Annotated in this window: 11 protein-coding genes; 7 read left to right on the forward strand and 4 right to left on the reverse strand. The window is 68.0% G+C overall.

The genetic code is table 11. The annotated features are described in order from the left end of the window. Positions 1-7: 7 nt before the first annotated feature. The gene (locus Q344_RS0111660) at positions 8-1108 is read right to left on the reverse strand and encodes an A/G-specific adenine glycosylase (protein ID WP_028286858.1); all 1101 of its coding nucleotides are present in this window, start codon (positions 1106-1108) and stop codon (positions 8-10) included. 79 nt (positions 1109-1187) lie between these two features. Here Q344_RS0111660 and Q344_RS0111665 point away from each other — a divergent pair, with 79 nt between their 5' ends. The 3 genes from Q344_RS0111665 to Q344_RS0111675 are packed head-to-tail and all read left to right on the forward strand — an operon-like array spanning position 1188 to position 3506. Continuing rightward, the gene (locus Q344_RS0111665) at positions 1188-1694 is read left to right on the forward strand and encodes a DUF721 domain-containing protein (protein WP_028286859.1); all 507 of its coding nucleotides are present in this window, start codon (positions 1188-1190) and stop codon (positions 1692-1694) included. A 13-nt stretch (positions 1695-1707) separates the two neighbouring features. Beyond that, complete coding sequence (locus Q344_RS0111670) at positions 1708-2388, forward strand: DsbA family protein (RefSeq protein ID WP_028286860.1); 681 nt, start codon at positions 1708-1710, stop codon at positions 2386-2388. After that, a complete protein-coding gene (locus Q344_RS0111675; RefSeq protein ID WP_028286861.1) occupies positions 2388-3506 on the forward strand; it encodes a CaiB/BaiF CoA transferase family protein in 1119 nt (372 codons plus the stop codon). Before Q344_RS0111670 ends, Q344_RS0111675 begins: the two co-directional genes overlap by 1 nt. Positions 3507-3914: 408 nt before the next feature. Here the strand turns inward: Q344_RS0111675 and Q344_RS0111680 are convergent, their stop codons facing one another. Next, a complete protein-coding gene (locus Q344_RS0111680) occupies positions 3915-4733 on the reverse strand; it encodes a sulfotransferase family protein (RefSeq protein ID WP_028286862.1) in 819 nt (272 codons plus the stop codon). A 148-nt stretch (positions 4734-4881) separates the two neighbouring features. On the opposite strand from Q344_RS0111680, the gene Q344_RS0111685 reads away from it, so the two are divergent. The 4 genes from Q344_RS0111685 (at position 4882) to polA (ending at position 10139) form a co-directional block, all read left to right on the forward strand. Beyond that, entirely contained in the window at positions 4882-6459 is a 1578-nt protein-coding gene (locus Q344_RS0111685) for a DUF5928 domain-containing protein (RefSeq protein ID WP_028286863.1), read from the forward strand. Between the two features lie 9 nt (positions 6460-6468). Beyond that, the gene (locus Q344_RS0111690) at positions 6469-6849 is read left to right on the forward strand and encodes an HIT domain-containing protein (protein ID WP_028286864.1); all 381 of its coding nucleotides are present in this window, start codon (positions 6469-6471) and stop codon (positions 6847-6849) included. 170 nt (positions 6850-7019) lie between these two features. Further along, the gene (locus Q344_RS0111695) at positions 7020-7220 is read left to right on the forward strand and encodes a zinc-finger domain-containing protein (RefSeq protein WP_028286865.1); all 201 of its coding nucleotides are present in this window, start codon (positions 7020-7022) and stop codon (positions 7218-7220) included. Between the two features lie 120 nt (positions 7221-7340). Then, positions 7341-10139 carry a DNA polymerase I gene (polA, locus tag Q344_RS0111700; RefSeq protein ID WP_028286866.1) on the forward strand — a complete coding sequence of 933 codons (2799 nt, stop codon included), beginning with the start codon at positions 7341-7343 and terminating at the stop codon, positions 10137-10139. A 50-nt stretch (positions 10140-10189) separates the two neighbouring features. Here polA and Q344_RS0111705 read toward each other — a convergent pair whose 3' ends face one another. Beyond that, positions 10190-11761: a phosphate ABC transporter substrate-binding/OmpA family protein gene (locus tag Q344_RS0111705; protein WP_028286867.1), complete on the reverse strand. Its 1572-nt coding sequence runs from the start codon at positions 11759-11761 to the stop codon at positions 10190-10192. A gap of 22 nt (positions 11762-11783) precedes the next feature. Continuing rightward, complete coding sequence (locus tag Q344_RS0111710; RefSeq protein ID WP_028286868.1) at positions 11784-12803, reverse strand: hypothetical protein; 1020 nt, start codon at positions 12801-12803, stop codon at positions 11784-11786. Between the last annotated feature and the right edge of the window lie 116 nt (positions 12804-12919).

Genomic DNA, 12919 nt, shown 5'->3' on the forward strand with positions numbered 1-12919 from the left:
GCCCCGCCTAGGCATCATTGTCCATGGCCGACCGCGCAAGGTCAAATGCCTTGCGCATCACGGTCGGCATGTCCGAAGGGCGGAAATCCCCGCGCGGCACCCATCCCTGCGCGCCGGGGCGCAGCGTGGCCGAGGCGGTCTCGCCCCCCGACGCGGGCAGCCCTTCGGCCACCATGATCGAGAGCCGCAGGTGGAAATGCGTGAAGGTGTGCAGCGCCTCGGCCGGGAGAAGGCGCCATTCGGCCTCCGCCGGCGGAATGGCCTCGGGCACCTCCTCCGACACCGCGACCCAGGCGGTTCCGGGCCAGCCGAGCGTGCCGCCCAGCAACCCGCTCTCGGGTCGCCGCTCCATCAGCCAGGCGCCGTCGCGGCTCCGCCCGATGAAGACGACGCCGTGCCGGACGGGTTTCTGTTTCTTCGGCGTCTTCTTCGGCAGCTCCGGCGCGGTGCCCTCGGCGCGGGCGGCGCAGGGATCGCGCCACGGGCAGATCCCGCAGGCGGGGCTGCGCGGCGTGCAGATCGTCGCGCCAAGGTCCATGACGGCCTGCGCGTAATCCCCGGGCCGGGCTTCGGGCGTGTGCAGCGCGGCGAGCGCCGTCAGCTCGGGCTTGGCCGCGGGCAGGGGCGTGTGGACGTCATGCAGCCGCGCCATCACCCGTTCCACGTTGCCGTCGACGACCGTCTCCGCCCGGTCGAAGGCGATCGCGGAAATGGCCGAGGCGGTGTAGGGCCCGATCCCCGGCAGGCTCATCAGCGCCTCGCGCGTGTCGGGGAAGACCCCGCCATGATCGCGCACCACCGCGCGGGCGCATTTCAGCAGGTTCCGCGCGCGGGCGTAATAGCCGAGCCCCGCCCATTCCGCCATCACCCGCCCGTCCTCCGCGGCAGCGAGATCGCCGACGGTCGGCCAGAGCGCAGTGAAGCGGGCAAAGTAATCCCGCACCGCGGCGACGGTGGTCTGCTGGAGCATCACCTCGGACAGCCAGACGCGATAGGGATCGGGGCGTACGCCCGCGGCACGGTCTGCCGGGCTCACCCGCCACGGCATGTCCCGCGCGTGGATGTCGTACCAGTCCAGCAACGCGCCGCTTGTCGCACCGTCACGCAATCTTTATCCCCCTTGCAACTTCCTTGCTGGCCCTCACGTCCCGGGCCACTAGAATAGGGCCGGACCGAGGGAAGCAACCATGAAGCGCCGCAGCACCACAACCTACGGCTTCAAGCGGACCGCCAGCCTGCTGGAGGGCCGCATCCGCCGTGCCGGAGAAAGCCGCGGCTTCGCGGTGACCCGGCTGCTCACCCATTGGGACGAGATCGCGGGCCCCGACCTTGCCGCCATGGCGCGGCCGGTCGAGGTCAAATACGGTCGCCAGAACTTCGGCGCCACGCTGACGCTGCTGACCGACGGGGCCCGTGCCCCGCTGGTCGAGATGCAGAAGGAGCAGCTGCGCCAGAAGGTGAACGCGGCCTATGGCTACAATGCCATCGCGAAGATCAGGATCACCCAGACCGCCTCGACCGGCTTTGCCGAGGGGCAGGTCGCCTTCACATCCGCGCCGAAGCCGGAACCGGCCGCGCCGGACCCGGTGGCCATCAGTGCCGCGCGGGACCGTGCGGAGGGCGTATCGGACGAGGGGCTCAGGGCAGCGCTTGAGGCTCTCGGCCGGAATGTTCTAAGCAGGCGCAAGACCTAGGAAAGGATAAGACTTGGATCGCAGGACACTTCTCGGAGGCGGCGTGGCCGTCGTGGCGGCGGGCGGCGTGGGCTACTGGGCCCTGAACCGCGAAAGCGCCGCCCCCGTCACCCAGATCAACGCCGCCACGACCGAGGGCGACACGGAGGCGGCGGAGGCCGTCGACACCTCGTCGATCCAGGAGATGGTGCTGGGCGACCCGGACGCGCCGGTGACCTTCATGGAATACGCGAGCTTCACCTGCCCGCATTGCGCCAATTTCCACAATGGGCCGTTCCAGAAGCTGAAGAGCGAATACATCGACACCGGCAAGGTGAAGATGGTCTACCGCGACGTCTTCTTCGACCGCTTCGGGCTCTGGGCCTCGATGATCGCACGCTGCGATCCGAACCGGTTCTTCGGCATTTCCTCGATGCTCTACGAGCAGCAGAAGGAATGGCTCGCCGGCAACGAGCCCGCCGCCATCGCCGACAACCTGCGCAAGATCGGCAAGGTCGCCGGGCTGAGCGACGAGCAAATCGAGACCTGCCTCGCCGACGAGGAGAAGGCCACGACCCTCGTCTCCTGGTTCGAGCAGAACGCGGCGGCGGACGAGGTCACCTCGACGCCGACCCTGTTCATCGACGGCGTGAAGCATTCGAACATGAACTGGGACGACCTGAAGAAACTGATCGACGAGGCGCTGGCCGGCTGATGACGACCCCCCTGGCCGGCCTGAAGGTCGTCGAACTCGCCCGTATCCTGGCCGGCCCCTGGGCCGGCCAGACGCTGTCCGACCTCGGCGCCGAGGTGATCAAGGTGGAGGCGCCGCAGGGCGACGACACCCGCACCTGGGGGCCGCCCCACGTCACCCGCAACGGCGAGACGACGGCGGCCTATTACCACTCCTGCAACCGCGGCAAGCAGTCGGTGACCTGCGATTTCCGGACCCCCGAGGGGCAGGCCTTCGTGAAGGAGCTGGTGAAGGACGCCGACGTCCTGATCGAGAACTTCAAGGTCGGCGGCCTCAAGAAATACGGGCTGGATTACGAGAGCCTGGCCGAGCTGAACCCCCGGCTGATCTACTGCTCGATCACCGGCTTCGGCCAGACCGGGCCCTACGCGCGCCGCCCGGGCTACGATTACATCATCCAGGGCATGTCGGGCTTCATGTCGATCACCGGCGAGCCCGACGGCCAGCCGCTGCGCGCGGGCGTGGCGATCACCGACATCTTCACCGGCGTCTACTCGACCACCGCGATCCTGGCGGCGGTCCAGCAGCGCCACGTGACGGGGCGGGGCCAGCATATCGACATGGCGCTTCTGGATTGCGCCGTCTCGGTCATGGCGAACCAGGCGATGAACTACTTCGCCTCCGGCAATCCGCCGGTGCGGACCGGGAACACCCACCCGAACGTGGTGCCCTACCAGGTCTACGAGACCGCGGACGGGCACATGATCGTCGCGACCGGAAACGACGGGCAATACCAGCGGCTCTGCGACATCCTCGGCGTGCCGGAGCTGAAGGACGACCCGCGGTTCCTGCGCAACAGCGACCGGCTGGCGCATCGCGAGGAGCTGCTGCCGATCATGGTGGAGCGGATCAAGGGCTTCACCAAGGCCGAGCTGCTGGCGGCCTGCGAGCAGAACAACGTTCCCGCCGGTCCGATCAACGACATGGCAGAGGTGTTTGCCGATCCGCATGTGCAGGCGCGCGGGATGAAGGTGGAGCTCGAGGGCGTGCCCTCGGTCCGCTCTCCCTTCCGGTTCTCGGACGCGGAGCTGAAGCTCGAGACACCCTCGCCGACCCTCGGGGAGCATGACGAGCGGTGAGGGCCAGGGGTCGGGCTCGGCCTGCATATCATGAGGGCGACGGGATGGCGGGTTGAAATCCGGCCCTACGTGGCCACGATCGGCGTAGGGTGGGTTTCAACCCATCCTCCCCGGTCCACCACACGGTGCAAGCCGGGCAAGCGCCGGCCCGTGGGATGGCGCTGCGCAACCTAAGAGCCTCGCGCTTTATGCCAACCGTGGTAGCGCCCATGTCGAAACGGAGCACTGGCGTCACCAAAGCGCCAGCCCGTGGGGACGGGCCGGCGCTTGTCCGGCGGCCTGCGGCCTTGCTCCGGACATCGGGAAAAGCTCGATCGTCGGGGCGTGCCGGGCTTAAGCCTCACCTACCGAATTGATGGACGTCATCGCGAGACGGGCGCCGCGGGTCAGGCTTCACCCCGCGCCCCCTCACTCCCCCAGCTTCGCGTGCACCTCGTCGAGGTCGATCTCTCCCACGGGCATCTTGTTGCCGGGGTTCGCGGCGTCGTACTTGAACAGGTCGAAATCCGCCTTGTAGATCTCGTAGACCAGATGCATCGACAGGTCGTCGAAGTAATCCTCCACCGGGTGCGCCCGCTTCGGCCCGTGCCCCTCGCTCTCGTTGAACCGCGGGATCGCGCCAAGGTCCACCGGCACCGGCGTCTCGATCGCGTCGAGCACGGCCTGCATCCCCTCGTTGAACCTTTCGGTCCAGAAGATCCGGTCGTAGCGCCCGCCGTTCACGATGAAGGTCGAGACATGGCCCGACATGGCCGACCAGTGGATGTCCGGGTCCATCGGCCTGCGCCAGCGGATGGTGTCGCGGGCGAACAGCAGGAACCGCCGGAAGGAGCGGATCTGGTCGAACTCCTCCTTGCCGTCGTCGCCGCCGACCTCGACCCCGTATTTCTGCACCAGCATCGGCACGAGGTTGCCGCGATACCGGTTCCCGTTCCGCTGGATGCCGCAGATCTTGTCGAAGAAGGACGACAGGATCCGCGCATAGGGGTTGCGCACGCAGGTGAAGGCATAGGATCCATGCGCCGAGACATTCGCCTCGATCACCGGCTGGGAGGCGTCGATGCCCCACTTGTGCAGCCCCTCCTTCGCGTCGTGGATATCGCCGTCGTAGAAACGCCCGTGGTCCGAGTAGTAGAGGATCTGCCCGATGGTCGAGCAGGCGCATTTCGGCACCACGCGGTAGACGACGCTCTCGCTCTCGGTCATCCATGTCCCGGGAAAGCCCATCTCGGCCCGACGCTCCTCTGCGAGGCCGGTCTTGTGCGGCCTTTGCTGCAATGGCGGCCAAAAAAGCAGAGGCGGCCTGTTTAATCAACGCGGCTTCCTGCCTATCAAGGTAGAAACCGGAAAAAGGTTGCAGGTACACCCGCGGGACATGGCTCGGATCGCCTTCATACTTCTCTGCCACAAGGACCCGCAGGCCGTGATCGCACAGGCCCGGCGCCTGACCGCCGCGGGCGATCACATGGTGATCCATTTCGACGGACGCGCCGACGATGCCGCCTATCGCGAGATCGCCGCGGCGCTCTCTGACACCCCGGACGTCGTGGTCCTGAAGAAACGGGTGAAATGCGGCTGGGGCGAATGGTCCCTCGTGCAGGCGACGCTGAACGCGGTCGACGCGGCGCTCGAGGCCTTTCCGAAGGCCACGCATCTCTACATGGTGTCGGGCGACTGCATGCCGATCAAGTCGGCGGAATATGCCCACGCCCTGCTGGATTCGGCGCAGGTCGACCATATCGAGAGCGTCGACTATTTCCGCAGCGGCTGGATCAAGACCGGGATGCGCGAGGAGCGGCTGATCTACCGGCATTTCCTGAACGAGCGGAAGCACAAGCGGCTGTTCTACGCGGCGGTCGACTGGCAGAAACGGCTTGGCCTGCAACGGAAGGTGCCCGCGGATCTCGAGATGATGATCGGCAGCCAATGGTGGTGCCTGCGCCGCCGGACGGTCGAGGCGCTGCGCGACTTCTGCCGCGCCCGCCCGGACGTGATGCGCTTCTTCCGCACCACCTGGATCCCCGACGAGACCTTCTTCCAGACGCTGGTGCGTCACCTCGTGCCCGGGGACGAGATCCGCTCGCGCAGCCTCACCTTCCTGATGTTCACCGATTACGGGATGCCGGTGACCTTCTACAACGACCACTACGACCTGCTGCTCGGGCAGGATTACCTCTTCGCGCGCAAGATCTCGCCCGGGGCGGAAGAGCTGAAGCAGCGGCTCGGCGCGCTCTGGGCAGCGACGGGCGCAGGCTTCGAGATCTCGGACGAGGGGCGCAGGCTGCACCAGTTCCTCACCGGGCGCGGCCGCATCGGGCGCCGCTTCGCCCCGCGCTTCTGGGAAACCGAAAGTTCCATCGGCCGGGACCGCGTCCTGATGATCGTGATCTGCCGGAAGTGGGACCTTGCCCGCCGTCTGGTGGAGCGTATCCGGCAGGTCACCAACCTGCCCGCTCTCGGATACGTCTTCCAGGACGCGGCAACCCCCCTGCCCGATCTCGGCGGCCTCCAGTCCACGCTGGAAAAGCGCGACAGGCACCGGCGGGCGCTGGTGCGCATGCTCTTCGACTATTACGCCACGGACCGGATGATCCTCTGCATGGACCCGGCCGGGTTCGACCACCTGCGCGACTTCGCCTCGGACCGGGCCGAGGTGCGCTTCCTCGACATCGAGTGTGAGACGCCCGACAGCTACCTGACGGCCCACGCCGTGCGGATGGGTCTGGCCGGAGAGACGACCCCGCCCGCGGCGATGGACCGCCTGCTGACCACCCTCCGGCACGATTTCGCCTTCCAGACCGACAGGATCCGCGACGCGGGGTTCGACAATTACCACGTGATCCGCGACACCGACGCAGCCGAGCGGACCACCGGCCCGCTGGCCGAATTCCTCGGCATCCCGCGCGAGGCCGCGCTGGAGATCGCCGGGACCGACACCCTGTTTGCCGATTGAGGAGAGCCCATGGCCTACGCCTATGACGACCAGAACATCTTCGCCAAGATCCTGCGCGGAGAGATCCCCAACAAGACCGTGCTCGAGACCGAGCACACCCTCGCCTTCGAGGATATCCGCCCCCAGGCCCCGGTCCACGTGCTGGTGATCCCCAAGGGGGCCTATGTCACCTACGATCATTTCTGCGAGGCCGCGAGCGACGCCGAGCTGGTGGACTTCAACCGCGCCGTCGCGGCGGTCTGCCGCCAGATGGGGGTGACGGCGGACGCGGGCGAGGGCTGCCGCTTCATCTCGAACGCGGGCGAGCACGGGGTGCAGGAGGTGCCGCATTTCCACCTGCACGTGCTGGGCGGGCGCGCCATGGGGCGGATGCTGCAGAAGGTCGATTGAGGCGGCAAGCCGGGCGCAAGCCCGGCCTGCATCTTCGGATCGCGCGGCTGCGTCCGCGCAACCGGCGCGACGGTCCGAAGCGCGCAGGGTGAGCCCCCTGCTCTTGCCCAGCCCGGCCGGATCCACCATAGTCCGGCCCTGAGACGCGCCAGTGAAAAGGATCACCCGCCATGCCCATCGACCCGCCCGAAACAAGGATCGTGGACAGCCACAAGGTCGCCTGCGACGGCGGCGAAGGTGCGCTTGGCCACCCCCGTGTCTGGCTGCTGATCCCGGACGAGACGGGCTTCGTCGAATGCGGCTATTGCGACGCGAAATTCGTGCTGCGCGGGCACGAGGCCGCTGCCGGGGTGTCCGAGAACCCCGCCTGACGGCCCGACCCCGCCGCTGCGGGATCGCGGGCCCTGCCCGCGATACCTCCGGCGGGCATATTTCTGGAACGATGAAGACCGGGGGCGTCCCCGGTACGGCAACTGGCAGAGGGGTGCATCATGGCATTCGGCAAGGGGTGTCACCTTCACCTGATCGACGGGTCCGCCTTCATCTTCCGGGCCTACCACGCGCTGCCGCCGCTGACGCGGAAATCCGACGGGTTGCCGATCGGCGCCGTCTCGGGCTTCTGCAACATGCTGCACCGCTACGTCGAGGGCAACACCGGCCCCGACGCGCCGACCCATGTCGCGGTGATCTTCGACAAGGGGTCGCACACCTTCCGGAACGACCTCTACGATCTCTACAAGGCCAACCGCGAGGCGATGCCCGAAGACCTGCGGCCCCAGATCCCGCTGACCCGCGAGGCGACCATCGCCTTCAACATAGCCTGCAAGGAGATGGAGGGCTTCGAGGCCGACGACATCATCGCCACCCTCGCCTGCCAGGCCCGCGATGCCGGCGGCCGGGTGACGATCATCTCGTCGGACAAGGACCTGATGCAGCTCGTCGGCGACGGGGTCGAGATGCTGGACGCGATGAAGAACCTGCGGATCGACCGCGACGGCGTCTTCGAGAAGTTCGGCGTCTTCCCCGAACGTGTCGTGGACGTGCAGGCGCTGGCGGGGGATTCCGTCGACAACGTGCCGGGCGCGCCCGGGATCGGGGTGAAGACCGCGGCGCTGCTGATCAACGAATACGGCGACCTCGATACGCTGCTTGCCCGCGCCGAGGAGATCAAGCAGCCGAAGCGCCGGCAGACCCTGATCGACAACGCGGAGCAGATCCGGCTGTCGCGCCGCCTCGTGCAGCTCGATTGCGACACGCCGCTGGACTTCACGCTCGACGATCTCGAGGTGCAGGACCCGGTGCCCGAGGTGCTGCTGGACTTCCTGACCAAGATGGAATTCCGGACATTGACCAAGCGCATCTCGGACGCCATCGGGGTCGAGGCGCCGGCGATCCCGGAACCCTCCGTCGCCGCCCCGGCAGAGGCCGAGGCGCCGGAGATGCCGCCTATGGATACGGCCGCGTATGCCGCGGTACAGGACAGCGCTGCACTGCAGCACTGGATCGCCCGGATCCGGGAGGTCGGACATGTCGCGGTCGATACCGAGACGACCGGGCTCAACGAGATGCGCGCCGATCTGGTCGGCATCTGCCTCGCCGTGACGCCGGGCGAGGCCTGCTACATCCCGATCGCGCACCGCGCCGGAGAGGGCGAGGGGCTTTTCGACACCGGGGAACTGGCGGCGGGGCAACTGCCGATGGCAGAGGTTCTGGACGCGCTCAAGCCGGTGTTCGAGGACCCCTCGATCCTGAAGATCGGGCAGAACATGAAGTACGACGCGAAGATCCTCGCGCGGTACGGCATCGACGTCGCCCCGATCGACGACACCATGCTGATCTCCTATGCGCAACATGCCGGCGAACATGGGCACGGGATGGATACGCTGTCCGACCGCTACCTCGGCCATGCGCCGATCCCGATCAAGGACCTGCTGGGCTCGGGCAAGAGCATGATCACCTTTGACCGGGTGCCGATCGAGGATGCGGTGAAATACGCCGCCGAGGACGCGGATGTGACGCTCCGGCTCTGGCACGTGCTCAAGCCGCAGCTGCACCGCAAGAAGGTCACCACGGTCTACGAGAGTCTGGAGCGGCCGCTGGTTCCCGTACTGGCGCGTATGGAAATGGCCGGCATCAAGGTGAACCGCGACACGCTCAGCCGCATGTCGAACGCCTTCAGCCAGACGATGGCGGGGCTCGAGGCCGAGATCCACGCGCTGGCGGGCGAGACGTTCAACGTGGGCTCCCCGGCCCAGGTGGGCGAGATCCTCTTCGACCGGATGGGGCTGGAGGGCGGCAAGAAGGGCAAGACCGGCAAGTATTCGACCCCCGCCGACGTGCTGGAGGATCTCGCGACGGAGCATGACCTTGCCGCGCGCATCCTCGACTGGCGGCAGGTGAGCAAGCTCAAATCGACCTACACCGACGCGCTGCAGGAGCACATCAACCCCGAGACCGGGCGGGTCCACACCTCCTATTCGATCGCGGGCGCCAACACCGGACGACTGGCTTCGACCGATCCGAACCTGCAGAACATCCCCGTGCGTACGGAAGAAGGGCGGCGCATCCGCGAAGCCTTCGTGGCGGATGAGGGCAAGGTGCTGCTGTCGCTTGACTATTCGCAGATCGAACTGCGCATCCTCGCCCACATCGCCGGGATCGACGCGCTGAAGGAGGCGTTCCGCGACGGGCAGGACATTCACGCCGCGACCGCGTCCGAAATGTTCAACGTGCCGCTTGCCGAGATGACGCCCGACGTCCGGCGGCAGGCGAAGGCGATCAACTTCGGCGTGATCTACGGGATCTCCGGCTTCGGCCTGGCCCGGAACCTGCGCATCCCGCGGGCCGAGGCGCAGGGCTTCATCGACCGCTATTTCGAACGCTTCCCCGGAATCCGGGACTACATGGACGACACCGTGGCTTTCGCCAAGGAACACGGCCATGTCCAGACGCTCTTCGGACGCCGCATCAACACGCCCGAGATCAACGCGCGCGGGCCGCACGCGGGCTTTGCCCGCCGCGCCGCGATCAACGCGCCGATCCAGGGGACCGCGGCCGACGTGATCCGGCGGGCGATGATCCGGATGGAGGACGCCATCGCCGGACTGCCCGCGAGGATGCTGCTGCAGGTGCATGACGAACTGATCTTCGAGGTCGACGCCGGGGCCGAGGACGCCGTGATCGCGATCGCGCGCGAGGTCATGGAAGGCGCGGCGGACCCGGCGGTGAAGCTGTCCGTGCCGCTGGTGGTCGACGCCGGGAAAGGCGCGAACTGGGCCGAGGCGCATTGAACGGCGGGGACTGACCGCAAAGGCACATACCGCGCCGTATGGCGCTTGCGCTATTTCACCCAGACCTCGACCCGGCGGTTTGCCTTGGCACCCCATGTGCTGTCGTCGCAGGCCATGGGCATCGCCTCGCCAAAGGCGTCCACCTCCAGCCTGACGCGGGTCTCGTCCATCGTCTCGGCCGCCGACAGGACCGCGCGGCGCACGCCTTCGGCGCGGGTGCGGGCGATCCGGGCATTGCTCTCGGCACGGCCCTTGCCATCCGAGAAACCGATGAAGACCAGCCGCCGGCCATCGAACTGCCCGGTCTCGAGGTCGGCGGCCAGACGGCGGATGTTCGACCGGGATTGCGCGTCCAGTTCGGTCGATCCGGGCTCGAAGCGGAACGACAGCGTCAGGCGGCGGAGGGGCCTCAGCACCGCGACCATACGCCTGAGTTCGGAAATCGTGACCTCGGTCCCGGCCAGGGCGATGGCGTTGGCGAAACGGTCGCCCTGATCGGTGATCGGTATCTCCTCCGGCGTCTGGTCGATGAACCCCGCACGGCGGATGACCAGCTGGGCCGCATCGCTGCGCGTGTAGTCGAGGAAGGCGCGCGCGATCTGCGGCAGGCGACGGGCAGGAGTGTAGAGGAAGACCGGCGCGGTCAGCGGGTAATCCTCGGTCTTGGCATTGCGCCGCGTCGCCTGCATCGCGAAACCGCAGGCACCGGAAAGGCCGAGCGGCACCGCGTTCCCGGTCTCGGACGTGGTGGAGAGCGCGAGGGCGAAGGGGTCCTGGATCACGGCGGCCGTCAGCGCCCGGTCCGAGGGGTGGCGGACGACATCGGCGCGCAGGGTGGCGCCGACGGGGGCGAGCAGCCGGTCCTCCACCGCCTGAGCCAGACCGGCGACGGGGTCGCGCAGGTGCACGGAGATCGGCGCCTCGGGGCCGCCGAGCCGGGACCAGCTGGTGATCTCGCCCGAGAAGACCGCGGCGAGGTCCGGGACGGAGATGGCGCGCACCGGATTGTCCGGCGCCACGATCGGCACCAGCGCATCCAGCGCCAGAACCCTCACCCGGCCGGCCGCGCGCATGTCGCCCATGCCGGCCTCCCATGCGCGCTCGGCCTCTGCCTCGCGGATTTCGCGCAGGGACATGACGATGTCCGCCTCGTTGGCGAGCAGGTCGGCGAAGCCTTCGTCGGTGTTGGTGGAATGGATCAGCACGCGGGCCGCCGGGCGGCCGCTCTCGGCCACGGCCAGGGTGTAGAGCACCCGCTGGCCGGGCCGTTCCTCACGCGTGACGGCAAAACCGCTGCGCAGCGCGAAGCCCTCGATCAGCGCGGGCAGCAGCACCTCGCCCGCGGCGGCGGCGCCCGAGATGCGCAGCTCGGCGACATAGGTTTCGAGGTCCGGGCAGCCCGGCCCGTCGCAGTTCACGCCCGAGCCGTCGACGGTCAGCTCTCCATAGGCGGTGTCGACCCGGTAGAATTCGCCATCGAACCCGAGCAGCGTGCCGGCGATCTCGACCTTGCCGTCGCGGGAGATGAGCGTCACGTCCTGCGCCGCCAGTGGCAACGGCAGGAGCAGCATCATCCAGAAAAGAACTTGTGCGGCGAAGCTCGCCGCACAGGACACTTGCATGTGATTGACCTCGGCCGTCGCCCTACCTGCCTGCGATCTTCAGGTCATTGACCGGGCTTTTCAACACCAGAAAGCCCCCGACGGAGTCGCAGTCCGGCATCGGCAGGGTGACCTGTTGCGGCGCCGCACGTTCGCCTTCGCGGATCCGGGTGATCGTCGCCGTGACCTCTCCGTCGCAGGTCGCGCGGAGCACCTCGGCCTCGACCGACATGGCGACCTCGCCCGCCTTGAGCGAGGTGCCGCTCGGGTAGGAATAGACCTGCGCAAGGTCCGCATCCGGCAGCGACGGGTCGCCCAGCATCATCAGGAAGCCGCCCTCGCCCCGCGCGGCCACGGCGGGATCGCGGGGCGCGCCGGCCCAGACATGGCCCTCGTCCTCGTAACCCGCGCCGAATTCCAGCGCGTGCAGGGTCAGCCCGGTGCGCCCTTCGGTCTGAAGGACTATGCGGTCGTAGAAGAGGACGGAGCCGACCTGGGTCGTGGCCTCGGCCCCGGTCCCGTCGGGCAGGGTGGCGGTGAAGACGGCCGTTTCGGCCAGCGCGGGCACGGCGATCTCGATCCGGCCGTCGCTGTCGGTCAGCTCGCCGAATTCCATGCCCTCGTGGGCAAAGGAGACGCGGGTGTAGGGCGCGCAGTTCGCCGAGAAGCTGAGGGTCACGAGCGCGGCGACCGAGCTCTGCGCGGCCAGTTCGACACGGCACTCCGCGGGGCCCGACTCGTCCGCGGGCGCCTCGGTGATCGAGGCGACGGCGGGGGCGCCGGGCAGGCGGTCGGCCCCCGGTTCGGGCATCGTGTCGAGCCGCGGCGCGGAGGTCGGCGCCGCGAGCGGGCGTGCGGTAGACGCGCCGGTCTCGGGCAGGGAGGAGGTGAGGGTGATCCCCGACAGCGCCATCGGGGCGGGCTCCGAGGGCGCGTCGGTCAGGACAACGGAGGCAGCCGGCGCCGCGGCATGACCGGGCTGACCGGCGCCCATCTGCATGAAGAAACCCGCGGCGGCGGCGGTTCCCACGGCGCCGGCGGCGATCAGTACCTTGCGTGCCACGCTACCCTCCATGGCGAAACATTCCGATCATAGTATGAAACCGGAAAGGGGCCGAGCTATGGCTGGCGCGGGCACGCAATGCGGCCATTGCGTGACCCGGAATCATCACAATGACC

Origin of the sequence: Pseudooceanicola nanhaiensis DSM 18065 (assembly GCF_000688295.1) — a bacterium.
In the GTDB taxonomy this organism is placed as follows: Bacteria; Pseudomonadota; Alphaproteobacteria; order Rhodobacterales; family Rhodobacteraceae; genus Pseudooceanicola; species Pseudooceanicola nanhaiensis.

Coding starts and splice junctions, on each gene's coding strand:
- Q344_RS0111705 (WP_028286867.1), bottom strand. CDS start 11,761: ATGCAAGTGTCCTGTGCGGCGAGCTTCGCCGCACAAGTTCTTTTCTGG.
- Q344_RS0111695 (WP_028286865.1), top strand. CDS start 7,020: ATGCCCATCGACCCGCCCGAAACAAGGATCGTGGACAGCCACAAGGTC.
- Q344_RS0111680 (WP_028286862.1), bottom strand. CDS start 4,733: ATGGGCTTTCCCGGGACATGGATGACCGAGAGCGAGAGCGTCGTCTAC.
- polA (WP_028286866.1), top strand. CDS start 7,341: ATGGCATTCGGCAAGGGGTGTCACCTTCACCTGATCGACGGGTCCGCC.
- Q344_RS0111690 (WP_028286864.1), top strand. CDS start 6,469: ATGGCCTACGCCTATGACGACCAGAACATCTTCGCCAAGATCCTGCGC.
- Q344_RS0111685 (WP_028286863.1), top strand. CDS start 4,882: ATGGCTCGGATCGCCTTCATACTTCTCTGCCACAAGGACCCGCAGGCC.
- Q344_RS0111665 (WP_028286859.1), top strand. CDS start 1,188: ATGAAGCGCCGCAGCACCACAACCTACGGCTTCAAGCGGACCGCCAGC.
- Q344_RS0111675 (WP_028286861.1), top strand. CDS start 2,388: ATGACGACCCCCCTGGCCGGCCTGAAGGTCGTCGAACTCGCCCGTATC.